This window comes from Burkholderia sp. SIMBA_051, from assembly GCF_046534915.1.
In the GTDB taxonomy this organism is placed as follows: Bacteria; Pseudomonadota; Gammaproteobacteria; order Burkholderiales; family Burkholderiaceae; genus Burkholderia; species Burkholderia ambifaria.
The window spans coordinates 253,017-274,900 of sequence record NZ_JAWRXS010000001.1 but is presented as its reverse complement, the minus strand read 5'-3'; the positions used below and the strand labels follow the sequence as shown (position 1 = coordinate 274,900).

Here is a 21,884-nt window from a genome sequence, read left to right as displayed (position 1 = left end):
GATGCCGACCATGAACGTCCTCGATCGCCAGAACGCCAAGCGTGCCGCCTCCGCCGGGGCGGCCGATCTCATCGCGGTCGTGTCGGACGCGGGCAGCGAAGACGTGATCCGCCGCGTCGTGCAGGATCTGTCGATCACGCGCGCCCACGTGCAGGCGGGCAATTGCGACGACGCGATCCGCCTGCTGCAGCAGCACGAGCGTTCGCCGCGCCAGCTGATCGTCGACGTGTCCGATTCGGTGCTGCCGGTGTCCGACCTGATGCGGCTCGCCGAGATGTGCGATCCGTCCGTGCGGGTCGTCGCGATCGGCACGCAGAACGACGTCGGGCTGTTCCGCAACCTGCTCGGCATCGGCGTGCAGGACTACATCGTGAAGCCGCTGACCGTCGAGCTGATGCGGCGCGCGCTGACCGCGACGGAATCGATCGTGCACGCGCGTACCGGCAAGATCGTCAGTTTCGTCGGCGCGCGCGGCGGCGTCGGCGCGACGACGGTCGCGGTGAGTCTCGCGCGCTGCCTCGCCGGCGAGAAGCGCCGCCGTGTCGCGTATGCCGACCTGAACCTTCATGGCGGCGGCGCGAACTCGATGCTCGGGCTGTCGAGCAACAACGGGCTGATCGAATTGCTGAACATGGAGCAGCGCCCCGACGACGCGTTGTTCGACCGCATGTTCGTCACGAAGGGCGACCGCCTGCACGTGCTGTCGGCCGAGCTGGCGTACGGCGAGGACGCGCCGCTGCGCGACGATGCGGTCGCGCAGCTCGTCGACATGCTGAAGGACCGCTTCCATTACGTGCTGTTCGACGTGGGCAACCGCGCCGGCAAGCTGTTCGAGGACGCATTGGCGGCGTCGGATCTCGTCTATATCGTCGCCGACCGCTCGGTGCACGCCGCATACGAAGCCGCGCGGCTCGCGCGCTTCGTGAAGGAGCTGCCCGGCGAGCGGCTGCTGTCGATGGTGCTCAACAATCCGCTCGAGCCGGTCAAGGGGCGCGTCGCGCAGACCGATTTCGAGGACGCGTTCGGCGGCGTGAAGCTGCGCGAGCTGCCGCACGAGCCGCAGCCGCTCGCGGTCGCCGAGAACCTCGGCGAGCCGATCGAAGGCGGGAAGCGTCATGGCTTCCTGGACGAGATCCGGCGGCTCGCGAACGGCATCACCGGCGAATCGATGGCCGTCGCCGAGCCGTGGTACGCGCGCTTCGTCAAGTGGAGGAAAGGATCGTGACGTTCGGTACCCGCAAACGGTCGACGCCGGAGCCTGCGCCGGCCGTGTCCCCGGCCGCGCCGCGCGACGACCCGCCCGCGCCGGCGCCGACGTTGGCGCCGATCGCGAGCCACGCGCCGCCGCCGCTGCGCGGGGCCGCGGCGGCCGACACGCAGGAGTCGCTGATCCGCTCCGGCAAGTTCGATGCGATTCGCACCGCGGTGTTCTCATCGATGAACATGTCGGCGGCATTGATGAAGACGCGCGACGAAGTGCGCGCGGGCATCGAGCAGGTGGCCGCGCACACCGTCGAGCGCGAGCGCCTGAAGATCACGGCGGGCGAGCAGGTGCTGATCGTCGACGCGATCCTGAACGACATGTTCGGCGTCGGGCCGATCGAGCCGCTGCTCGCCGACGACACCGTGTCCGACATCCTCGTGAACGGCCCCGACCAGGTGTACGTCGAGCGCGCGGGGCGGCTCGAACTCACGTCGCTGAAGTTTCGCGACAACGCGCACGTGACGAGCGTCGCGCAGCGGATCGCGGCGGCAGTGGGCCGCCGTGTCGACGAGAGCAGCCCGATGGTCGACGCGCGCCTTGCCGACGGCAGCCGCGTGAACGTGGTGCTTCCGCCGATCGCGATGCGCGGCGCGTCGATCTCGATCCGCAAGTTCGCGAAGCGCGACATCACGCTCGCGCGGATGGCGCATCAGGGCAACATCTCGCACGGGATGCTGCAGGTGCTGAAGATCGCGTGCGCGTGCCGGCTGAACATCGTGATCTCGGGCGGCACCGGCTCGGGCAAGACCACGCTGCTGAACGCGCTGTCGCAGCACATCGAGGAGCACGAGCGGATCGTGACGATCGAGGATGCGGCAGAGCTGCAACTGCTGCAGCCGCATGTCGTGAGTCTCGAGACGCGGCCGGAGAATACCGAGGGGCTCGGCGGAATCTCGCAGCGCGACCTCGTGCGCAATGCGCTGCGGATGCGGCCCGATCGCATCATCCTCGGCGAAATCCGCGGCGCGGAGGCATTCGACGTGCTGCAGGCGATGAATACGGGCCACGACGGCTCGATGACGACGATCCATGCGAACACGCCGCGCGACGCGATCAGCCGGCTCGAAAGCATGGTGATGATGGCGAACGCGAACCTGCAGCTGCTGTCGATCCGGCGCCAGATCGCGAGCGCCGTGCACCTGTTCGTGCAGATCGAGCGGATGCGCGACGGCGTGCGCCGCGTGACGCGGATCACCGAGATCGTCGGGATGGAAGGCGAGGTCGTGATCACGCAGGACCTGTTCACGTTCCGGCAGGAAAGCGACACGACGCGCGATGTCGTGAAGGGGGTGTTCGAGGCGTCGTCGCTGCGCCCCGCGTTCGCCCCGCGTGCCGCGTACTACGGCATGGAGGACGCGCTCTCCGAGGTATTCCGGCAATGAGGCCCGCCGATCTGTTCGCGCTCGGCGCATTCGTCGTGATCCTCGTGATCGGCCTCATGCTGTCCGCGCTGCTCGATCGCGCGCGGCAGGCGCCGGAGCAGCGCATTCGCGAGCGGATGCGGCGCCTCGCGCCGTCGCTGGCGGGCCGCGAGGCCGGTGCCAACACCACGCCCGGCGTCGCGCTGTTCAACCTGCCGCGCCGGCAGGGCCGCGTGCGTGCGTGGCTGCAGCGCTACGTGACGCGCGTGCGCGCGGTCGGCGGCGAGCGCGGGATGCGGATCGTCATCGCCAGCGCGATCGTCGGCGAGATCGCGGCGATCGTCGCGATGAAGCTCGTCGCGCTGCCGAGCATCCTGCATCCGCTGATCTACGTCGGCTTGCCGCTGCTGGCGATGCGTACCAGCTATCGCGCGCTGGTCGAGCGCTTCCGGCTGCGCTTTCTCGAAGCGTTTCCCGACGCGATCGACCTGATCGTGCGCGCGGTGCGCGCGGGCATTCCGGTCACGCAGGCGATCAGCACGGTCGGCGACAGCGCGGCGGAGCCGGTGCGCTCGACGTTCCGCACGATGGGCGACAGCCTGCGCGTGGGCGTGGATCTGAAGGACGTGCTGACGCAGGCGTCGGACCGGCTGATGATCGCGGACTTCTCGTTCTTCACCGTCTACCTGCTGCTGCAGCGCGAGACCGGCGGCAGCCTCGGCGAAACGCTCGACGAGTTGTCGAGCATCATCCGCACGCGCCGCGACATCCGCCTGAAGACGCGCGCGTTGACCGCCGAAGGGCGGATCACGACCAAGATCATTTCGGCCGTGCCGTTCGTGATGATCGGCGCGCTGTTCCTCGTGAACCGCTCGTACGTGATGCTGCTGTTCGACACGCACGCCGGACACGTGATGCTGACGATCGCCGCCGTGCTGCTGACGATCGGACTGCTGACGATCAACAAGATCTCGAAACTGGATACCGCGCGATGACGATGTCGATGCTGGCCGCCCGCGGCCTTGAACTGCTGCTGCTGATCGCGTGCGTTGCCGCGGCGCTCGCGACGCCCGGCGGCGGCACGCGCCGGCGCATCGCCGCGCGCGTGCAGCAGGCGGCCGGACAGCGCTCGCTGTCGCTGGCGGCGGGGCGGCTGCAGCCGGGCGAGGTGCGCCAGGACCTGACGCGGCGGCTCGCGCAGCTCGGCGAGCGGCTGCCGGTGCTCGACCCGATGCAGCGCGTGAAGCTCGGGCTGCAGCTCACGCGCGCCGGCTTTCGCGAGCGCCGCGCGGTGTCGGCGATGATCGGCATCAAGTTGAGCTGCGGCGTGCTGTTCGCGGGCTTCGCGATCGTGTTCAGCCCGTACATTCCGCGGCTCGGCGAATTCTTCGTGATCCGTGCGGTGGCGATGGTCGGCGCGTTCGTGATCGGCGTGATCGTGCCCGAGTACGTGCTCGGCGCGATGATCCGGCGGCGCCGGCGCATCATCGCCGCGTGCTTTCCCGATGCGCTCGATCTGCTCGTGATCTGCACGATGGCCGGCAACAGTCTCGCATCGGGCGTGCGGCGCGTCGCCCGCGAACTCCAGCGCATCTGCCCGCCGCTCGCCGACGAGCTGACCGTGTGCGCGGACGAGCTGACGCTGAGCGGCAATGTCTCGGAGGCGCTCGCGCATTTCGCGCTGCGCGTCAATTTTTCGTCGGCGCGCTCGCTCGCCACGACGCTCACGCAATCGCAGCGATTCGGCACGCCGATCACGCAGGCGCTGCGCACGCTGTCGCGCAGCGAGCGCACCGAGCAGGTCGTCGCGCTCGAGGAAAAGGCCGCGAAGCTCGCGCCGAAGATCACGGTGCCGATGATGCTGTTCATCCTGCCGACGGTCGGCCTGATCGCGGCGGGCCCGGCGGCAATCCGCCTGATCGAGGTATTCAAATGACACGATCCGTCATCCGCGCGCTGGCGTTCGCGGCCGTGCTGCCCGTGCTGGCCGGCGGCTGCGCGCCGGGCGTCCAGACGAGACCGGCGCTGTCGCAAAAGAGCGACGACCCGCAAGCCGAATTGCGCATTGCCGACAGCGCGCTCTCCGGCGGCAACGTCGAGCTTGCGTCGACGCTGTACGGAAAGGTGCTCGCGCGGCATCCCGATTCGCTTGCGGCGCAGCTGGGGCTCGGCGACGTCAACTACCGGGCCGGCGATCTGGAGCGCGCGCGAATTCTCTATGAGCAGGCACGGCAACAGGCGCCGGCGGATCTCGGGCCGCAGCTCGGGCTTGCGCGCGTCGCGTTGCGGCAGCGCCGGCTCGACGAGGCCGCGCAGCGCTACCGCGACCTGCTGGCCGCGCAGCCGAACCTGCCGCTCGCCGCGCAAGGGCTCGGCACGGTGCTCGACCTGCAGGGCCGCCATGCCGACGCGCAAGCCGTGTATCGCGACGCGCTCAACGCGCATCCGGACGCGCAGGGGCTGCGCATCGACCTCGGGCTGTCGCTCGTGCTGAGCAACCGGCCGCGCGAAGGCGTGAACGTGCTGCTCGACGTGGCCGGCTTGCCCGACGCGCCGTGGCAGGCGCGCCAGAACCTCGCGTTCGCGTACGGCGTGCTCGGCAACACGGATTCGGCGAAGAAGCTGCTGTCCGCCGACCTGCCTGCGTCGGCGGTGGCCGACAACCTGCGCTTCTACCAGGCGGTGCGCGCGCAGCTCGCGGCGCGCCCGGCTGCCGCCGCCGCGCGGCCGTTGACGGGCGCCGCGCTCGAGCGGAGCGTCGTGCCTCCCGCTGCGGGGACCACAAAATGACACGCGGGGCGAGGGGCGCGCGCCACGCGCGCGGCGTCGTATCCCTCGAATTCGCGCTGATGCTGCCGTTCCTGTTGATGGTGCTGATCGGCATCATCGACGTGAGCCTGCTGCTGTGCGACAAGGCCGTCATCACGAACGCGAGCCGCGAAGCCGCGCGGGCCGGCGTCGTGCTGCGCGTGCCGATGCTGACCCCGACGCAGATCGCCAACGTCGCGTTGAGCTACACGCAGAACAGCCTGGTCAGCGGCGGCACCGGGACGGTGCCGACCGTGGCCGTGACGCAGGCGAACGGCACGACGGCGGGCACCGCGCTGACGGTGACGGTGACCTACACGTATTCCGGGCTGGTGCTGGGTACGGCATTGAGCGTGCTGACCGGCCCGATTACGATCTCGGCCAGCTCGGTGATGCTCTATGAATGACGCAGCCGACACGCGCTGCACCGGCCGCGCATCCGAGCGAGGCTCCGTCGCGCTGTTCTTCCTGATGTTCCTGATTCCGCTGCTGTCGTTCGGCGCGCTGGCGATCGACATCGCGTGGGTCGCCACCGTGCGCAACCAGCTTCAGAATGCCGCCGACGCGGCCGCACTCGCGGCGGCCGATGCGATGATGTCGCCGACCGGCGGCCCGCTGAACTGGTCGCAGGCCACGCCGGCGGCGAACGGCGTGATCGCGCAGAATTCGGCGGCGGGCGCGGCGCTGGCGACGGGCACGGTGACGACCGGCTACTGGAACGTGACGCGCAACCCGGCCTCGATGCAGCCGACCACGATCACGCCCGGCGCGTACGACGTGCCGGCGGTGCAGGTCACGGTGTCGCGCGCGCCGGGCATCAACGGCGGCTCGATCCCGTTGCTGCTCGGCGGACTGCTCGGCGTGCCCGGCACATCCGGCAGTGCGACCGCGATCGCGGTGCTCGCCGCGCCCGGCGGGGTGGCGGCGGGCGGCCTCTTTCCGATCGCGATCGATCAGTGCGTGTACAACCAGTACTGGAATGCGGCGACCAACCAGCCGCTGATCAATCCGCTGACGGGCCAGCCGTACGAGTTCTCGATCACCAACGGCCAGACCTATGGCGCGCTGTGCATGGGCGGTCAGTGGACGTCGTTCCAGTCGAGCGCGACCGACACGACGACGATGGGCGGCCTGATGGTGACCGGCAACCCGACGACGCTGAATATCGGCGACACCATCAATCTCGCCACCGGCGTGAAGGCGACGCTCTACACGTCGGTGCCGGTCGGCGCGACGGTCGTGCTGCCGGTCGTCACGCAGACCTCGAGCAGCACCTCCGTGCCGATCGTCGCGTTCGCCGCGTTCCACATCGACGTGTCGCTCGGTGGCACGTACAAGTACATCCAGGGCCACTTCGTTGCCGGCGTGAAGCTCACGGGTGTCGCGACCGGCGTCGGGCCGTACTACGGCGTGTACGTGCCGCCGCGGCTCGCGTTGTGAGCGTGGTGAGCGTCGTGCTGCGCGCGCCGCAGCAGCACGAGCAGCGCGAAGAGGGTCACGGCCGGGCCGATCTGCGGCCACTCCAGCCACGGGTTCAGGTATTCGAAGATCGGCAGCGCCCACAGCAGCGCGATTGCCGTCTGTTCGCCACGCAGCCAGCCGTCGCGCCAGCCGATCGCCAGCATGCACGCGATCGCGACGGCGAGCCACGCGAGTTCGTAGTGCCATACGTACGGGTTGGCAGCCAGCGTCGCGACCGTCAGCACGGCCGCGCGCACGCGGGTATCGCGTGACCGCGCCCACGCGACGCATGCGGCTGCGATCGCGATCACGGCGATACACGCGTGTGCGGCATAGGCGGCGGCGGGCGGCACGCCCGCGAGGCGGAAAGTCGCGAACGGCGTCGGCGACACGAGCCAGAACACGACACCGTGTTCAAGGACGATCGAGCGCGCGAGCCCCGTGCTGGCGACGAACAGGCGCAGCGACTCGACCCCGCAGACCAGGATGCTCAGCACGACGAACGTGCCTGTCGCGAGTGCGGCCCATGCGATCGTGCGCCACGCGCGCGCCGCGATCAGCACGAACGGGAACAGCAACGCCATCTGCGGCTTGACCGACAGCAGGCCGATGCAGAGGCCGGCCCACATCGGCCGACGAGCGGCCCAATGGACGGCCAGCGCCGCGCATGAGGCGGTCAGGAACGCGTTCTGCCCAAGCGTCGCGGTGACGAACACGCACGGTGCGGCGGCCAGTGCGAGCGTCGCGGCGCGCCCTGCGCGGGCCATCGTGCCGAGGCCGGATACGCGCGACGCCGCGAGGCCGAGCACGACGACGCCGAACGCGACGAACAGCGGATAGCCGAGCGCAAAGGGCAGCAGCGCCAGCGGCGTCACGAGCAGCAGATAAGTGGGCGGGTACAGCCACGGTGCGAAGCTGTCGCGACGAAAGTGGGTGAACAGCTCGGCCGTCAGCCGCGAGAACGACGAGAAATCGTACGCCTGCGCCGGCGTACCGTGCAGCATCACGTACGACGCGGACCAGAACACCGAGAAGTCGGCGCCGGGGCGCCCCACGGCGCCGCCGTGGCGAACGACGGTCGTCCAGACCGCGATGAACAGCGCGTAGAACACCAGCATCATTGCGCTGTACAGGACGAGGCGCCGCGGCGTGAGCCATTCGCCGACTGGGCGCGGCGCCGAGCGTATCGATTGGCTGGAAATGTCCAATTGCCGCGGCCCGGCTTACTTGAACGACGCCTTGCGGGCGGCGAGGCCGGCGGTGGCCGGTATCGTCGTCCGGCGGCGCGCCGCGTGCGTGCGCTTGAGCGGGAACTGCAGCAGCTTCGATGCAGGCTGCGCGGCGGCATCCCGCTCGGCCCGGTAGCGCCGCCTGACGAGATAGACTGGGCGCTGCTTCGACTCGTGATAGATCCGGCCGAGGTATTCGCCGATCACGCCGATGCCGATCAGCTGGATGCCGCCGACGAACAGCACGACGGAAATCAGCGACGGGTAGCCGTGCACCGGATTGCCGAACAACAGCGTGCGTACGACGATGAATGCGCCGTACACGAGCGACAGCATCGCGAACGTGATGCCGACGTAGGTCCACACGCGCAGCGGCACCGTGCTGAAGCTCGTGATGCCCTCGAGCGCGAAATTCCAGCGCCGCCACCCGGAGAACTTCGAGCGGCCGCCGCTGCGCGGCGCACGCGTGTATTCGATGATCGCGGTGCGAAAGCCGACCCACGCGAACAGCCCCTTCATGAACCGTCGCCGCTCCGGCAGCGCGCGCAGCGCATCGACGACCTCGCGATCCATCAGGCGGAAATCGCCGACGTTCTCCGGCATCTCGACCTCGGACAGCGCGTTGTGCACGCGATAGTAGAGCGCCGCCGCCGCGCGCTGCAGGTAGGGATCGCACAGCCGGTCGGTCCGTTTCGCGGCGACGACCTCGGCGCCGCCGCGCCAGCGTTCGATCATCGCGGGAATGAGCGCGGGCGGGTCCTGCAGGTCGGCGTCGATCAGGATCACCGCGGCGCCGGCCGCCTCGTCGAGGCCCGCTGTGAGCGCCGCTTCCTTCCCGAAGCGGCGCGTGAGATCCACGACGTGCACGCGCGCATCGCCGGCGGCGATCGCGAGCAGCCGGTCGAGCGTGCGATCGCGGCTGCCGTCGTTGATGCAGACGATCTCGAAGCGGATCGCGGCGACCGACTCCAGAATGGGCAGCGTTTCGGCAAAGAACGCGTCGATCGTTTCCTCTTCGTCATGAAACGGCACGACGAGCGAGATCAGCGGCTTCCTGGCTTGCGTGGACATGCTGCGGGCTCCCGAGAGATCCGGCCTGCGCTGCACCGTGTGATTCCGGTTGTTTTCTGCCGAACGGGCGTGGCCCGGTTCGGCGCGACGTCGGTTCCGGCCTGCTTGTCCACCGCGGACCGGACTTAGGTGTTGTGTCCATTGTATGCAGGGAATCGCCGATTCGTAACACGTATCGGCGGATTTGCACGGCGTGGCGAAGGGCTTGCCGGGGAAACACCGGGTGGCCCCCGGCGGCGGACCGTGCGCGACGGCGCTAGGATGGCGTTTTCAATGCCGAAGGAGCGCGCGGTGCAAGTTCACGATCTGACAGGTGCGCCGCTCGATTTCTGGGTGGCGATGGCGGAAGACCTCGGCGCGCCGCGCGTCGACGCCGGTGGCTGCACGATCATTCGCGAGCCGGACGGCACGCCGGTGCCGTACGCGCCGTCGTCGTCATGGGTGGACGGCGGCCCGCTCGTCGAGCGTTTGCCGTTCGGCGCGTTCGAACGCGACGGCGGGCACGGCGCATGGCGCGCGGTGCTGCATCGGGCGGTGCCGGCGGCGGGCGAGCGCTGCACGTTCAATCAGTCGGGGCCGACGCTGCTGATCGCCGCGATGCGCACGCTGGTCGCGTCGACGTTCGGCGACGACGTGCCCGATCTCGACATGTCGACGCCGCGCTGAGTGTGCGCGCAACCGGTTACGCGGCCGACAGGCTGCGCACCGCGATCGATGCGACGTCGACGCGCTTCGGCAGGATCGCGTCCGCGGCCGCGCGATCGGCGACGCGTTGCAGCACGTCGATGTCCGCGCCAGTGACGCCGCGTTGCGCGAGCGCCGCCCGGCGGACGATATCGGCGGCCGCATCGCGCGGCAGGCGCGTGAGCGATGCGTAGACGCTCGCGTAGTCGGCCGGATGCGCGAGCGCCCACTGGCCGGCGCGGGTGAGACGCGCGAGCACGTCCGACAGCGCCGCGCGCTTCGATCGATCGTCGAGCGTGTCGACCGGCGACGTGAGGAACGCGAGCCCCGAATTGATCCCGCTGCCGTCGCGCACGATACGCGCGCCGCGCCGCACCACGTTGCCGTAGTAAGGATCGAAGGTCGCCCAGATGCCGATCTGCTTCGCCTCGAACGCGGCGAATGCGTCGACCGGCAGCACGAAGCGCACGTCGACGTCGCCCGGTGCGAGGCCGTGTTCGCGCAGCGCGCCGTACAACTGGTATTGCGAGATGCTGCCGCGCGCCGACGACACGACGACGGTGCGCCCCTTCAGGTCGGCGACCGTGCGCACCGGCGAATCGGGCTGCACGACGATGCCGAGCGACGTGGGCGAGCCCACGCGCGTCGCGACGATCCGCAGCGCCGGATCGCCGAGCGCGGCCGTCAGCACGGGCAGGTCTCCGGCCGGCGCGAGATCGATCGCGCCCGCGCGCTGCGCTTCGAACAGCGGCGCGGCACCCTGGAAATTCGCCCAGCGAAACCGGTACGGCACGCCGTCGAGCACGCGCGCGGCCTCGGCCAGCGCGCGCAGGCCGCCGGCCTGATCGCCGAGCACCAGCGTGACGTTCGACAGGTCGGGGCCGGCCGCGCGGGCGGGCAGGGCGGCGGCGCCCGCAAGCGGTGCGGCGGCGAGGGCGGCCACACGCAGCAACGCGCGGCGGCGGGCAGGGGCGGGGGGCGAAGTCATCGGCGGCGGTCCTCGGTGATCCGCGCGCGAGCCGCGCGGCTGCCGGGCAGATTACGGAATCGGTTTCGCGCCGGCAAACATCGAATCGCGCAATGCTTATTCGTGCGAGAAGGGAATGGCGGCGGGGGAAGATACGGCGCTAGGCTGCCGCGGGGACGGTGCGCAGGAACGCGCGCACCGCAGGCGCCTTATCGAAGCGCCGGTGCGCGAGCGCGAGTTCGGACGTGATCGGCTTGCCGGCGATCGGCCGGTACACGACGCCCGGCAACGACACGCAGCCGGCGAGCGCGTCCGGAATCACGGCGACCCAGCCGTTGACCGACACGCACGCGAGCACCGCGAGCAAGCCGCCCGGCCGCGCGGCGATCACGGGCGCGAAGCGGCCGCGGCGTGCGACTTCGAGCGTGCCGCGCTCCTGCTCGGGCACCGCGAAGCGTGCGTCGGCGAGATCGGCGGCGCGCACGGTAGTCATCGACGCGTAGCGCGAATCGGCCGGCACGGCCGCGACGAACACGTCGCGCTGCAGCGTGACGATCCGCAGCCCGCCCGGCAGCGGCAACGGCGGGCGCACGTATGCGAGATCGAGGCGGCCCGTGTCGAGCTGCTTCGCGACGTCGTCCATCGGCACTTCCCGCAGGTTCAGGTCGATGCGCGGATGCGCGGCGCGAAACGCGCCGACCGTGCGCTGCAGCGCGCCCGAATAGACGGCCGACGACACATAGCCGATTTCGATGCGGCCGAGTTCGCCGCGCTCGGCCAGCATCGCGAGTTCGCGGCCGCGCTGAAGATGCTCGAACGCGGCGCTCGCCTCGGCGAGAAACGCAACGCCTGCCGCCGTCAGCGTGACCGCGCGGCGCGAGCGCTGGAACAGCCGCACGCCGAGCAGCCGCTCGGCCTCCTGGATCTGCCGCGTGAGCGCGGGCGGCGCCATGTCGAGCGCGTCGGCCGCGCGGGCGAAATGCAGATGCTGCGCGACGCTCAGGAACGCGCGCACATGACGGAATTCGAGCGGATTCATGATTGCAATTTTCGTCAATAAAACTGCATGGACGTATCAATGACAGGCAATACGCGCCCAGCCTAGCATACGGCTCGTTCCTCCTGTTCCGGAGCTGTCGATGTCCCAGCCTTCCTCCGCCTCGCGCGCCGCCGCGCCCGCGAACCCGCGCCTGCCGGCCGCCGCGACGCTCGCGGTCGCGTCGGCAACCTGCTCGCTGATCGTGCTCGATACCAACGTTGTCGCCGTGTCGCTGCCGAGCATTGCGCGCGGCTTCCATGCGAGCTTCGCCGACATCGAATGGGTCGTGAGCGCCTACATGACCGCGTTCGCCGCGTGCCTGCTGCCGGCCGGCGGGCTCGCCGACCGCTTCGGGCGCAAGCGCATGCTCGGCGCGGGGCTCGCGCTCTTTTCGCTCGCGTCGCTCGGTTGCGGACTCGCGCCGTCGGCCGGCTGGCTGATCGCCGCGCGCGCGGTGAAGGGCGGCGGGGCCGCGCTGCTGCTGACGGCCGCGCTCGCGGTCATCGCGAACCGCTTTCCGGACGGGCGCGAACGGGCCCGCGCGTGGGCGATCTGGGGGATGTGCATGGGGATCGCGACGGCCGTCGCGCCGCTCGTCGGCGGCGCGATCACGCAGTGGATCGGCTGGCGCTGGGTATTTCTGCTGAACCTGCCGGTGTGTGCGCTGCTCGCGGCCGGTGCGCGCGTCGCGATCGACGAGTCGCGCGATCCGCACGCGAAACGAGTGGACGCCGCCGGCAGCGTGCTGTTCGGCGCGGCGCTCGCGTGCGCGATCGCGGCGCTGATCGGTGCGCCGTCGCACGGCTGGCTGTCGGGCGCGACGCTCGGCCGGTTCGCGCTCGCCGCCGCGCTGCTGGCCGCGTTCGTCGGCGCGGAGCGCTGGCAGGCGCGGCCGATGATCGATCTCGCGCTGTTTCGCCAGCCGCGCTTCGTCGGCGCGGTGCTGGCGATGTTCGGCTATGCGGCGTGCGCGCAGGTGATGATGACGTTTCTGCCGCTGTACCTGCAGAACGCGTTCGGGATGTCGGCGATCGACGCAGGGCTCGGGATGCTGCCGTTCGCGGTCGCGATGATCGGCGGGCCGTCGCTGGGCGGCATGCTCGCCGCGCGCGTGTCGCCCGGCGGTGTGCTGGCGAGCGGGCTCGCGCTGATCGGCGCGGGTAATCTCGCGACGGCGGCGCTGACGGCCGGCGGCGACTACCGGCTCGTCGCGCTCGGCATGTTCGTGACGGGGTGCGGCGCCGGCATCATGAACGGCGACACGCAGAAGGCGATCATGGCGTGCGTGCCGCCGAACCGCACCGGGATGGCGTCGGGCATCAGCACGACGACCCGCTTCTCGGCGATCGTGACGGCCGTCGGCGTGCTCGGCGCGGTGCTGGCCGCCAGTACGCACGCGCAGCTCGACCGGCTGCTGTCCGCCGCGCCGGGCGTGCGGGCATTCGTTGACGCGCCGTTCATGTCGAGCCTGCTGGCTGGCGATCTCGCGCAGGCGCTCGCGCACGTGCCGCCGTCGGCCGCGCGCACGCTCGCGGAAGCGGCGCCCGCGGCGTTCGCGAGTGGATTCGCCGACGCGTTGACGGTGAGCGGTATGCTCGCGCTCATGGTTGCCGTCGTTGCGTACAAGTTGCTTGCACAACCGATGCGTGACGCGTGAGGTGGGTGGTGGTGCTGGCGACACCGCGCCCGGCGCAGCGCGCGCGATTTCAGCGGGACTCAGTGCGACTTCGTCGCGATGCGATGGATGCGCGCCGCGCGCGCGGGGTGCGGCCGCTGCGAGCTGCCGCAATGCGTCGCCTGCCGCCGGCGGGTGCGTCGCGCGGGTTCGGGCGGCTCGTCAGCCACCGGCGCAGCCGTTCGCGCGTCCGCATCCACGCTCGCGGCAACCGCCGTGACGTCCGGCAGCGCAGCTTCCACATCGAGCCAGCTGCGCGTCGCCTCGACGATCAACGTGCGCAGCCACCGCACGCCGTCGACGCACGGCCCCGACTCGTTCCACGTCATCCGGTACACGATGTCGGGCGGCTCGGCCGGCAGCGCGACCGCGCCGAGCGGCAGCAGCTTCGCGTAGTGGCGCGCGAGCCGATACGTGGTCGTCAGGATCAGGTCGGAGCGCACGAGCGCATGCGCGGCGAGTTCGAAATGAGGGAGCGTGACGACGATCCGCCGCCGCAGGCCGACGCGTTCGAGCTGCAGGTCGATCGCGCCGGACGCTTCGAGCCACGACGGCGTCGGGCATAGCTGCGCCGCCTGCGCGAATTCGGCGGCGGTCATCGCGCCGCGCCGCGCGAGCGGATGCGTCGCGCGCATCAGGCACACGACGCGATCGTCGAACAGGTCGTCCTGCCGGAACCGCGACGAACGGGCGGGGCGATTGTCGATCACGATGTCGAGCTCGCCATCGGCGAGCGCACGTTCGTCGTCGTAGCCGTCGCCGAGCGGATGGAACACGAGCTGCGCGTGCGGCGCGCGTTCGCGGAACAGCGCAACGAGCTTCGGCACGAACAGCACGTTCAGGTAATCGGGGCAGCCGATCCGGTAGGTGCGCACGGAGGTGCGCGCGTCGAAGGTCGGCTGCTGGATGCGGATGAAGTCGATCACGCGCAGCGCATTGCGCAGCGGCTCGATCAGCCGCGCGCCGAACTCGGTCGGCACCATGCCGTAGCGGCTGCGCACCAGCAGTGGATCGCCGAGCAGCGTGCGCAGCCGCTTGAGCGCGGCGCTCGTCGCCGGCTGCGACATGTTCAGCCGCACGGCCGCGCGCGACACGGTGCGCTCGGTGAGCAGCACGAGCAGGATGCGCATCAGCCGCGCGTCCAGTACGTCGAGCGCGCCCGTGGCGTCGGACGCGTCGCGGGGCAGGCCGTGCGGCTCCGGTGCATCCCGCATGTCGCTACGCGCGCCCGCGGCCCGTCATTCGACGAAGGTGCCCGGCCAGCCGACGGTCCGCTTCGGACGCGGCGGCGTCCGCGCCGATCCCGATCCCGGGCCGGTGGATGGCTTCCAGTCGCACGCGTTGTCTCCTTCCATGTTCGGCGGCGCGAACCGGCAGCGTGTGCACGCAGCGCGGGCCCGGCCACCGTGGACGTTATGTGTCGAATTTGCTTGCGAGTATGGGTGGCCGCCGCGGCGATGGGAAATTAAATATTCGGCTGGGCGTCAGTTGGAAAATGAATGGGGCGGGACGAGTATCGGCGCGCCGGCGTCCGGCACGCGGATTGCGCGCCCCCCGCTTCCATTCAATCGACATCAGCGGAGGTGTCATGCAGCGATATTCCATTCGTTACGTATCGCGAGCCGTCTTCGCCGGCATCCTGATCGCCGGCCTGGCGGCGGGTGCGGGCTGTCAGAAGAAGAGCGAGACCGACACCGGCACCGGTGCGAGTTCGAGCGCCACGGGCGGCATGGCGCCGGCGCCGTCCACCGCGCCGTCGGGCATGCCGAGCAGCGGCACGGCCGGCAGCGGCGTCGACGCGGCGAGCATGCCGGGCGCGGCATCCGCGCCGGCGGGTGCGAGCGGCGGCTGACACGCGACAGCGGGCGTCGTCCGGCCCTGCCGCGGCGACGTGCCGGCTCGGCACGTGCGTCGCACGGCGCACGCGTGCGACGCCCTGCGCGTGAAAGATTTGCAAGGACCGTTGTAGTGATTCCCGGACCGGCGCCGCCCGTATCACGCCGGCGCATGCCGTCCGGAACAGGAGGTGCGATGCAGAACGCGGAATCGAATTCAACCCCCGAAAAACAGCGCGAACAGATCGCGAAGAGCCCCGTGAAGACGCCGGCGGCCGGCGACATGCCCGATGCGTCGACCCAGGCCGCGGAAGTGGCGAAGCGGCCGCTGACGCCCGAGACGGTCGCCGCGAAAATGCCGACCGGCCTGCCGCCGATCGACGTCGACGCGCATGCGGTCGACAGCGGCGACCCCGTGCGGCGCGCCGCCGGCCGGATCGTCACGCTCGACAACGCGAACATGGCGAGGACGGACAACACGGTCGACGTGGACGGCAAGGGCCTGGAGGCGGCCGCCGGCGCGACCGAGTGGCACGACAACGTGATTTACTCGAATGCGTCGCTCGACGATGCTGTCATCACGCCCGATGAAGGGCTCGGCGGCATCGAAAGCCGGCCGGGCGGGAATGTGCCGCTGATCGGGACGCGGCCGGGCTGGCGCGTCCGGTATGTCGGTGACGTGGAAGTGGAGGTCCAGCATGGCGTCGGCGCGCGGGCCGAACATGTGATCTGTTTCGAGCGGATCGGCTGACGTCGCGATCGTTGCTTCGGCGGACCGCCAGGAGGCGGTCCGCCGTGAGCTTACCGAGCGCCCTTACTGCGGGCCGAGTTCCTGCGCGGACGTGTCCGCATCGTTGCCTTGCGCAACGAGCACGTGAACGTCGTTGGGTATCACGTCGTTAATGCCGCCGGCTGGAATCGTCAACAGCAGCCAGTCGGCGTTGTTGTTGAGCGCGACCGGCGGAGTCTTCAGGATCGGCGTCTTGCTGCCGGCCGTCGTGACGATCACCTGGTAGGTGCCGCCGTTCAGATAGACGGAATCCTGTCCGGATGCCGGCACCGCATTCTGGTAGGCCGCACCGGCCAGCGTCGGGCTTTGTGCCGTGATGTCGGTGCCCGGAGGGACCACGTAGACGTCGACGTTCTGGGCATTCGGCGACGCATTGAAACTACGCACGCGCGCCTTGTCGGACAGCAGCTTCTTGTCGAAGGGGTCGTCGATCAGCGAGATCGCCGACGACTTGCTCGGCAACGCAATGGTCGTGTAGTGGTGACCGTTCGCCGCGCTGAACGACTGCGACGCGACGGTCGTGGTCGTTCCCGATACGTCGTAGCTGGCGGTCTGCGTGCCGGAGTCGATGTCGTGATAGCGGGTCACGCCCTTGTAGGCGATGCCTGACGCGTCGACTTTCGCGTTCAGGTAGTAGTCGAGATTCGGGCCGGCCGGCACTGCGTTGATGAAACGTGCCTGCGGTTTGGAGATGCCGAGTTCGGTGCCGACGTCGTCGCCGCCGCCGCATGCCGCGAGTACGGAAATGACCGAGCACAGGGCCACTATCGTTCGAATGGATTTCATTATCGTCCTCTCGTTCAGGGAATCTGCTTGCGATGCGACGCCGCCGCACGAAGAGAGTCGTGCGGGGCGCAGCGCCGATTGAGCAAGGATTGCCGTCCGCCGGGGCGGCGGGCGCCTTGATGTCGCAAGGGATGTGCCTGCACGGTTTTGGAGCGCGGTGGCGTCGGTGCGGCGGTTGTTGTGCGGCGGTTGTGCGGCGTGCGGATGCGGTTGCATGCCGGGCGTGATTGCGCGAGCGGGCGGCGCCGTGCTTGTAAAAAACGGCAACTCTGTGGCGCAATGTGGCGAAGCTGGCGCACGGCGTTTGCCGGTAACACGCTCTGCGAGCGGCACGGCCCGAAACCGCGCGGCGACGCCCGGAAAAAGCGACACACACGCCAACCCCACGCCCACCGCAGGCCGTAAAATTTGCCGCCAGCGGCACATAGTTTAACCATTCGAAACAATGTGTTCACTCAAAAGGGCATGATCTCCGGCGATCGGGCAGGCATACTGTCGCCTATGTTGCTCAATGCCGTCGAACCGACGTGCGCTTGCTCCCCATGCCCATTCCCGTACCTTTTCGATCCCTCCGATGGTTGACCATCGCGGCTGCTTCATGCTTGCTCGCCGCCTGTTCGACCGCTTCCGACGTGACCACGACGTCGAACCCCAATGTTTTCACCGTGACGACCCGCACGCTCGGCGTGTCGACGACGTGGGCCGACGCCCATGAAAAAGCGGTCAGCGAAGCGACCAACTACTGCACGCAGCGCGGCATGCGCGCGAGCCTGCGGCAAGAGCAGGTGACCGCCGGCCGCCGCGTCGACGCGCGCTCCGAACTCGCGTTCGAGTGCCACCCGACCTTCGAGACGGCGTCGAACCCGCGCGGGTAAGCGCCGCGCCGCCCGTGCTGCTCCCGATGTGAAACGACCCGCGATGCCGTTGACGGGCATCGCGGGCCGGCGCACGTCCGTCGGTCGCGTTACGCGGGTTGTGCCTCGTACAGCTTCACGCACGCGGAGAAGTCGAGCGCGCCGAGCCCCTGCTGGCTCATCGACTGATAGAGCTGCTGCGCGAGCGCGCCCATCCATACCGGCTGCCGTGCGCTGCGCGCGGCTTCGGTCGCGAGCCCGAGATCCTTCAGCATCAGGTTCGCGGCGAAACCGCCGGCATAGCCGCGCGCGGCAGGCGCCGCGTCGTTCACGCCCGGGTACGGGTTGTACGTATCCGAGCTCCAGCAGCGGCCGGTCGACGTGTTGATGATGCCGGCCAGCACGGCTGGATCGATGCCGAGCGCGGCGCCGAGCGCCATCGCTTCCGACACGCCCATCATCGAGATCCCGAGCAGCAGGTTGTTGCAGATCTTCGCGATCTGCCCGGTGCCCGTGCCGCCGCAATGCACGACGTTCTTCCCCATGTCGAGCAGCACCGGACGGATGCGCTCGAACAGCGCGCCCGGCGCGCCGACCATGAACGTCAGCGTGCCGGCCTGCGCGCCGCCGGTGCCGCCGGACACCGGTGCGTCGGCGAGCGGGAAGTCGCGCTGCGCGGCGGCGTCGGCCACCGCGCGCACGGTGTCCGGGTCGATCGTGCTGCAGTCGACGAAGGTTGCGCCGGCGCGCGCGCCGGCCAGCACGCCGTCGTCGCCGAGATAGACCGCGCGCACGTGCTGCGCGGCCGGCAGCATCGTGATGACCAGCGACGCGCGTGCGGCCGCGTCACGCGGCGACGCGGCGGCCGTCGCGCCCGCACGCACCGCGGCGTCGACCGCGTTTGCGTCGAGGTCGAACACCGTCAGTGCGTGGCCGGCCTTGAGCAGGTTGGCGGCCATCGGGCCGCCCATGTTGCCGAGTCCGATGAATGCGATTTCCATGTGCGGACTCCTGCTCAGCGCAGTGCGATGGTCGTGTTCACGCCGCCGGCCGTCGCGTCGTCGTCGAACCAGCGCGCGGTGACCGTCTTCGTCTGCGTGTAGAACTGCACGACCTGCTTGCCGTACGGGCCGAGATCGCCGAGCTTCGAGCCGCGCGAGCCGGTGAAGCTGAAGTAGGGCACCGGCACCGGGATCGGAATGTTGATGCCGACCTGGCCGACGTCGATCTCGCTCTGGAACTTGCGCGCGGCCGCGCCGCTCTGCGTGAACAGGCCGACGCCGTTGCCCATCGGGTTCGCGTTGACGAGCGCGATCGCGTCGTCGAGCGTGTCGGCTTCGAGCACGACCACCACCGGCCCGAAGATTTCCTCCTGATAGATCGACATGTCGGTCGTCACGCCCGAGAAGATCGTCGGGCCGACGAAGTTGCCCTGCTCGTAGCCCGGCACCTTCACGTCGCGGCCGTCGAGCAACAGCGTTGCGCCTTCCTTCACGCCGGCGTCGATCAGCGACAGGACGCGCGCCTTCGCCGCCTTCGACACCACCGGCCCGACATCCGTGCCGGCTTCGGCGCCCGCGTTGACCTTCAGCGCCTTCGCCTTTTCGACCAGATCGGGCAGCCAGTCGCGCGCGCGGCCGACCAGCACGACGACCGAAGTCGCCATGCAACGCTGGCCGGCCGCGCCGAAGCCCGCGCCGACCAGCGCGTTGATCGCCTGCTCGCGGTGCGCATCGGGCAGCACCACCGCATGGTTCTTCGCGCCCATCATCGACTGCACACGCTTGCCGTGCTGGCTGCCGAGGTTGTACACGTGCGTGCCGACGCGCGTCGAGCCGACGAACGAGATCGCCTTGATGTCCGGGTGCGTGCAGAGACGGTCGACCACCGTCTTGCCGCCGTGCACGACGTTCAGCACGCCCTGCGGCACGCCGGCCTCGATCGCGAGTTCGACGAGCTGCATCGTCGACAGCGGGTCCTGTTCGGACGGCTTCAGCACGAACGTGTTGCCGCACACGATCGCCATCGGGAACATCCACAGCGGGATCATCGCGGGGAAGTTGAACGGCGTGATGCCCGCGCACACGCCGATCGGCTGGCGCAGCGTGTAGGTGTCGACGCCGCCCGCGACGTTCTCCGCGAACTCGCCTTGCTGCAGCGTGCCGATCGAGCATGCGTGCTCGACCACTTCGAGGCCGCGGAAGATGTCGCCCTGCGCGTCGGGCAGCGTCTTGCCTTGCTCGGCCGTCAGCGTGTGCGCGATCCGTTCGAGATTGCGGCGCACCAGGTCCTGGAATTTCAGCATGATGCGCAGCCGCGCGCCGATCGGCGTGGTCTTCCACGTCTGGAACGCGCGCTGCGCGGACGCGATCGCGGCATCGACCTCGTCGAGCGTCGCGTACGGCACGCGGCCGATCACTTCCTGCGTCGCGGGGTTGACGATGTCGCCCCATTCGGCGCTTTGCGAATCGACGAACGCGCCGTCGATCAGCAGCTTGGCGGTGGGCAGGGCGAGGGTGGTCTGGGGAACTGCGGCGTTCATGGAATTCTCCGGGAAACGATGATGCGAGGGAAAAGGGTGGCTCGCGTCCGTCGCGCGTGCAGCCGCGGCGGACGACACGTCGAACAGGAATCGGGTCAATGCGGGCGGTGCTTCGGTGCGCTCATGCGCGCGCCGGACGCATCAGCGCGGTACACGCGAGCGCGAACACGCCGAAGCCCACGAGGTACGCGATCACGTAGTGCGGCTGGCCGCCGCCGGCCTTGAGCAGCGACGTCGCGATCATGGGCGCGAAGCCGCCGCCGATCACGCCGGCGAGCTGCACCGACAGCGAGATGCCGCTGTAGCGGATTTCCGCCGGGAACTGCTGCGCGAACAGCAGCGCCTCCGGCGCATAAAGAATCGGGAACACGACGCCAAGGCCGAGCACGATCGCCCACCAGGCGGTCGACGTCTGCTGCGTGCCGAGCATCATGAAGAACGGTGCCGCGAACGCGCACATCAGCACGAGGCCGATCGCGAACATCCGGCGCTGGCCGATGCGGTCGCTGAGATGCCCGCACAGCGGCATCGTGACGAGCGACAACGCCGCGCCGGCCGTGATCGCGTGCAGCATCTCGGCCTTCGGCAGATGCAGCTGCTGCGTCGCATACGCGAGGGCGAACGTGACGACCATGTAGAACCAGGTGTTCTCGGCGGCGCGCGCGCCGACGATCGTCAGCACTTCGCGCGGATGGCGGCGCAGCGCGGCCGTCACCGGCGACTTCTCGGCCTTGCCCTGGCGCTGGATCTTCTCGAAGTCCGGCGACTCCGGCACCTTCGCGCGGATGAACCAGCCGAGGCCGACCAGCGCGATGCTCGCGAGGAACGGCACGCGCCAGCCCCACGACAGCATGTCGGCGTCCGGCAGCGCGGCCACCGCGGCCATCGCGACCGACGACAGGATCAGCCCGAGCCCCACGCCCGTCTGCGGCAGGCTGCCGAACAGCCCCTTGCGGCCCTTCGGCGCATGCTCGACGGCCATCAGCACCGCGCCGCCCCATTCGCCGCCGACCGCCATCCCCTGCAGGAAGCGCATCGCGATCAGCAGCGCGGCGGCCCAGTAGCCGATGCTGTCGTACGACGGGATCAGCCCGATGATCATGCTCGGCACGCCCATCAGCAGCAGCGTGATCATCAGCATCGACTTGCGCCCGATGCGGTCGCCGAAGTGGCCGAACACGATGCCGCCCATTGGTCGGCCGATGAAGCCGACCGCGAACGTGCCGAACGCGGCGAGCGTGCCGACGACCGGGTCCAGCGACGGAAAGAAGATGCGGTTGAATACCAGCGCGGCGGCGGTGCCGTAGAGGAAGAAGTCGTACCACTCGATGGTCGTGCCGGCCATGCTGGCCCAGCCGGCCAGCAGGTAGTGCCGCGCGGTGCGGGCGGGCGCCGGCGTCGCGACGGCTGCATGCTCATCGAGGGTGGATCGGGTCTGCATGGTGTCTCCGTATTGGATGCCCGCGGCTCATGGTCCGCAGGTCACGGTCGAGTATAGTTATGCGCTGATCCATGATG

Annotated in this window: 21 protein-coding genes; 12 read left to right on the top strand and 9 right to left on the bottom strand. The window is 69.7% G+C overall.

Features of this window, described 5'->3' with window-relative positions:
* The first annotated feature begins 1 nt into the window (after position 1).
* The 7 genes from SB771_RS01185 to SB771_RS01155 are packed head-to-tail and all read left to right on the top strand — an operon-like array spanning position 2 to position 6,873.
* Positions 2-1,225 (top strand): CpaE family protein, encoded by a 1,224-nt coding sequence (locus tag SB771_RS01185; RefSeq protein ID WP_175659489.1) that lies wholly within the window; start codon positions 2-4, stop codon positions 1,223-1,225.
* A complete protein-coding gene (locus SB771_RS01180; RefSeq protein WP_175659488.1) occupies positions 1,222-2,646 on the top strand; it encodes a CpaF family protein in 1,425 nt (474 codons plus the stop codon). The genes SB771_RS01185 and SB771_RS01180 overlap by 4 nt, the downstream gene beginning before the upstream one ends.
* Positions 2,643-3,620, top strand: a complete 978-nt coding sequence (locus SB771_RS01175) for a type II secretion system F family protein (RefSeq protein WP_175659487.1) — start codon at positions 2,643-2,645, stop codon at positions 3,618-3,620. Before SB771_RS01180 ends, SB771_RS01175 begins: the two co-directional genes overlap by 4 nt.
* Positions 3,617-4,561, top strand: coding sequence for a type II secretion system F family protein (locus SB771_RS01170; RefSeq protein WP_105831472.1), 945 nt, complete (start codon positions 3,617-3,619; stop codon positions 4,559-4,561). Before SB771_RS01175 ends, SB771_RS01170 begins: the two co-directional genes overlap by 4 nt.
* The gene (locus SB771_RS01165; RefSeq protein ID WP_175659486.1) at positions 4,558-5,415 is read left to right on the top strand and encodes a tetratricopeptide repeat protein; all 858 of its coding nucleotides are present in this window, start codon (positions 4,558-4,560) and stop codon (positions 5,413-5,415) included. Before SB771_RS01170 ends, SB771_RS01165 begins: the two co-directional genes overlap by 4 nt.
* Entirely contained in the window at positions 5,412-5,840 is a 429-nt protein-coding gene (locus SB771_RS01160; protein WP_006755604.1) for a TadE/TadG family type IV pilus assembly protein, read from the top strand. Before SB771_RS01165 ends, SB771_RS01160 begins: the two co-directional genes overlap by 4 nt.
* Entirely contained in the window at positions 5,833-6,873 is a 1,041-nt protein-coding gene (locus tag SB771_RS01155; RefSeq protein ID WP_175659485.1) for a TadG family pilus assembly protein, read from the top strand. The genes SB771_RS01160 and SB771_RS01155 overlap by 8 nt, the downstream gene beginning before the upstream one ends.
* On the opposite strand, the gene SB771_RS01150 is transcribed toward SB771_RS01155, so the two are convergent.
* Positions 6,837-8,102 (bottom strand): glycosyltransferase family 87 protein, encoded by a 1,266-nt coding sequence (locus SB771_RS01150; RefSeq protein ID WP_175659484.1) that lies wholly within the window; start codon positions 8,100-8,102, stop codon positions 6,837-6,839. The two genes, SB771_RS01155 and SB771_RS01150, sit on opposite strands and share 37 nt — an antisense overlap.
* Positions 8,103-8,117: 15 nt before the next feature.
* A complete protein-coding gene (locus SB771_RS01145; RefSeq protein WP_175659483.1) occupies positions 8,118-9,194 on the bottom strand; it encodes a glycosyltransferase family 2 protein in 1,077 nt (358 codons plus the stop codon).
* A gap of 291 nt (positions 9,195-9,485) precedes the next feature.
* Between SB771_RS01145 and SB771_RS01140 the strand changes: the two genes are divergently transcribed.
* Positions 9,486-9,860, top strand: a complete 375-nt coding sequence (locus tag SB771_RS01140) for a phage protein NinX family protein (RefSeq protein WP_175659482.1) — start codon at positions 9,486-9,488, stop codon at positions 9,858-9,860.
* A 16-nt stretch (positions 9,861-9,876) separates the two neighbouring features.
* On the opposite strand, the gene SB771_RS01135 is transcribed toward SB771_RS01140, so the two are convergent.
* Entirely contained in the window at positions 9,877-10,866 is a 990-nt protein-coding gene (locus SB771_RS01135; protein ID WP_175659481.1) for an ABC transporter substrate-binding protein, read from the bottom strand.
* A gap of 139 nt (positions 10,867-11,005) precedes the next feature.
* Positions 11,006-11,884, bottom strand: coding sequence for a LysR family transcriptional regulator (locus tag SB771_RS01130; protein WP_175659480.1), 879 nt, complete (start codon positions 11,882-11,884; stop codon positions 11,006-11,008).
* Between the two features lie 100 nt (positions 11,885-11,984).
* On the opposite strand from SB771_RS01130, the gene SB771_RS01125 reads away from it, so the two are divergent.
* Entirely contained in the window at positions 11,985-13,541 is a 1,557-nt protein-coding gene (locus SB771_RS01125; RefSeq protein ID WP_175659479.1) for an MFS transporter, read from the top strand.
* A gap of 59 nt (positions 13,542-13,600) precedes the next feature.
* Here SB771_RS01125 and SB771_RS01120 read toward each other — a convergent pair whose 3' ends face one another.
* Positions 13,601-14,773, bottom strand: coding sequence for a LysR family transcriptional regulator (locus SB771_RS01120; RefSeq protein WP_175659478.1), 1,173 nt, complete (start codon positions 14,771-14,773; stop codon positions 13,601-13,603).
* A gap of 374 nt (positions 14,774-15,147) precedes the next feature.
* Between SB771_RS01120 and SB771_RS01115 the strand changes: the two genes are divergently transcribed.
* Together SB771_RS01115 and SB771_RS01110 are read left to right on the top strand one after the other, a co-directional pair.
* Entirely contained in the window at positions 15,148-15,411 is a 264-nt protein-coding gene (locus SB771_RS01115; protein ID WP_082089639.1) for a hypothetical protein, read from the top strand.
* A gap of 179 nt (positions 15,412-15,590) precedes the next feature.
* A complete protein-coding gene (locus tag SB771_RS01110; RefSeq protein WP_175659477.1) occupies positions 15,591-16,145 on the top strand; it encodes a DUF3005 domain-containing protein in 555 nt (184 codons plus the stop codon).
* Positions 16,146-16,208: 63 nt separating this feature from the next.
* Here the strand turns inward: SB771_RS01110 and SB771_RS01105 are convergent, their stop codons facing one another.
* Positions 16,209-16,970, bottom strand: coding sequence for a DUF4397 domain-containing protein (locus tag SB771_RS01105; protein ID WP_175659476.1), 762 nt, complete (start codon positions 16,968-16,970; stop codon positions 16,209-16,211).
* A 542-nt stretch (positions 16,971-17,512) separates the two neighbouring features.
* On the opposite strand from SB771_RS01105, the gene SB771_RS01100 reads away from it, so the two are divergent.
* Complete coding sequence (locus SB771_RS01100; protein ID WP_175659475.1) at positions 17,513-17,845, top strand: hypothetical protein; 333 nt, start codon at positions 17,513-17,515, stop codon at positions 17,843-17,845.
* Between the two features lie 89 nt (positions 17,846-17,934).
* Here the strand turns inward: SB771_RS01100 and mmsB are convergent, their stop codons facing one another.
* The 3 genes from mmsB to SB771_RS01085 all read right to left on the bottom strand — a co-directional run bounded on the left by mmsB (position 17,935) and on the right by SB771_RS01085 (position 21,807).
* Positions 17,935-18,825 carry a 3-hydroxyisobutyrate dehydrogenase gene (gene mmsB, locus SB771_RS01095; protein ID WP_175659474.1) on the bottom strand — a complete coding sequence of 297 codons (891 nt, stop codon included), beginning with the start codon at positions 18,823-18,825 and terminating at the stop codon, positions 17,935-17,937.
* A 14-nt stretch (positions 18,826-18,839) separates the two neighbouring features.
* Positions 18,840-20,366: a CoA-acylating methylmalonate-semialdehyde dehydrogenase gene (locus SB771_RS01090; RefSeq protein WP_012365774.1), complete on the bottom strand. Its 1,527-nt coding sequence runs from the start codon at positions 20,364-20,366 to the stop codon at positions 18,840-18,842.
* A 121-nt stretch (positions 20,367-20,487) separates the two neighbouring features.
* Entirely contained in the window at positions 20,488-21,807 is a 1,320-nt protein-coding gene (locus tag SB771_RS01085) for an MFS transporter (RefSeq protein ID WP_175659473.1), read from the bottom strand.
* Between the last annotated feature and the right edge of the window lie 77 nt (positions 21,808-21,884).

Bases quoted from the DNA above. Each gene is read 5' to 3' on its own strand.
- SB771_RS01130 (WP_175659480.1), bottom strand. From the start codon at position 11,884: ATGAATCCGCTCGAATTCCGTCATGTGCGCGCGTTCCTGAGCGTCGCG.
- SB771_RS01120 (WP_175659478.1), bottom strand. From the start codon at position 14,773: ATGCGGGATGCACCGGAGCCGCACGGCCTGCCCCGCGACGCGTCCGAC.
- SB771_RS01145 (WP_175659483.1), bottom strand. From the start codon at position 9,194: ATGTCCACGCAAGCCAGGAAGCCGCTGATCTCGCTCGTCGTGCCGTTT.
- mmsB (WP_175659474.1), bottom strand. From the start codon at position 18,825: ATGGAAATCGCATTCATCGGACTCGGCAACATGGGCGGCCCGATGGCC.
- SB771_RS01115 (WP_082089639.1), top strand. From the start codon at position 15,148: ATGCAGCGATATTCCATTCGTTACGTATCGCGAGCCGTCTTCGCCGGC.
- SB771_RS01160 (WP_006755604.1), top strand. From the start codon at position 5,412: ATGACACGCGGGGCGAGGGGCGCGCGCCACGCGCGCGGCGTCGTATCC.
- SB771_RS01185 (WP_175659489.1), top strand. From the start codon at position 2: ATGCCGACCATGAACGTCCTCGATCGCCAGAACGCCAAGCGTGCCGCC.
- SB771_RS01155 (WP_175659485.1), top strand. From the start codon at position 5,833: ATGAATGACGCAGCCGACACGCGCTGCACCGGCCGCGCATCCGAGCGA.
- SB771_RS01125 (WP_175659479.1), top strand. From the start codon at position 11,985: ATGTCCCAGCCTTCCTCCGCCTCGCGCGCCGCCGCGCCCGCGAACCCG.
- SB771_RS01110 (WP_175659477.1), top strand. From the start codon at position 15,591: ATGCAGAACGCGGAATCGAATTCAACCCCCGAAAAACAGCGCGAACAG.
- SB771_RS01085 (WP_175659473.1), bottom strand. From the start codon at position 21,807: ATGCAGACCCGATCCACCCTCGATGAGCATGCAGCCGTCGCGACGCCG.
- SB771_RS01105 (WP_175659476.1), bottom strand. From the start codon at position 16,970: ATGAAATCCATTCGAACGATAGTGGCCCTGTGCTCGGTCATTTCCGTA.
- SB771_RS01100 (WP_175659475.1), top strand. From the start codon at position 17,513: ATGCCCATTCCCGTACCTTTTCGATCCCTCCGATGGTTGACCATCGCG.
- SB771_RS01170 (WP_105831472.1), top strand. From the start codon at position 3,617: ATGACGATGTCGATGCTGGCCGCCCGCGGCCTTGAACTGCTGCTGCTG.
- SB771_RS01175 (WP_175659487.1), top strand. From the start codon at position 2,643: ATGAGGCCCGCCGATCTGTTCGCGCTCGGCGCATTCGTCGTGATCCTC.
- SB771_RS01135 (WP_175659481.1), bottom strand. From the start codon at position 10,866: ATGACTTCGCCCCCCGCCCCTGCCCGCCGCCGCGCGTTGCTGCGTGTG.
- SB771_RS01165 (WP_175659486.1), top strand. From the start codon at position 4,558: ATGACACGATCCGTCATCCGCGCGCTGGCGTTCGCGGCCGTGCTGCCC.
- SB771_RS01090 (WP_012365774.1), bottom strand. From the start codon at position 20,366: ATGAACGCCGCAGTTCCCCAGACCACCCTCGCCCTGCCCACCGCCAAG.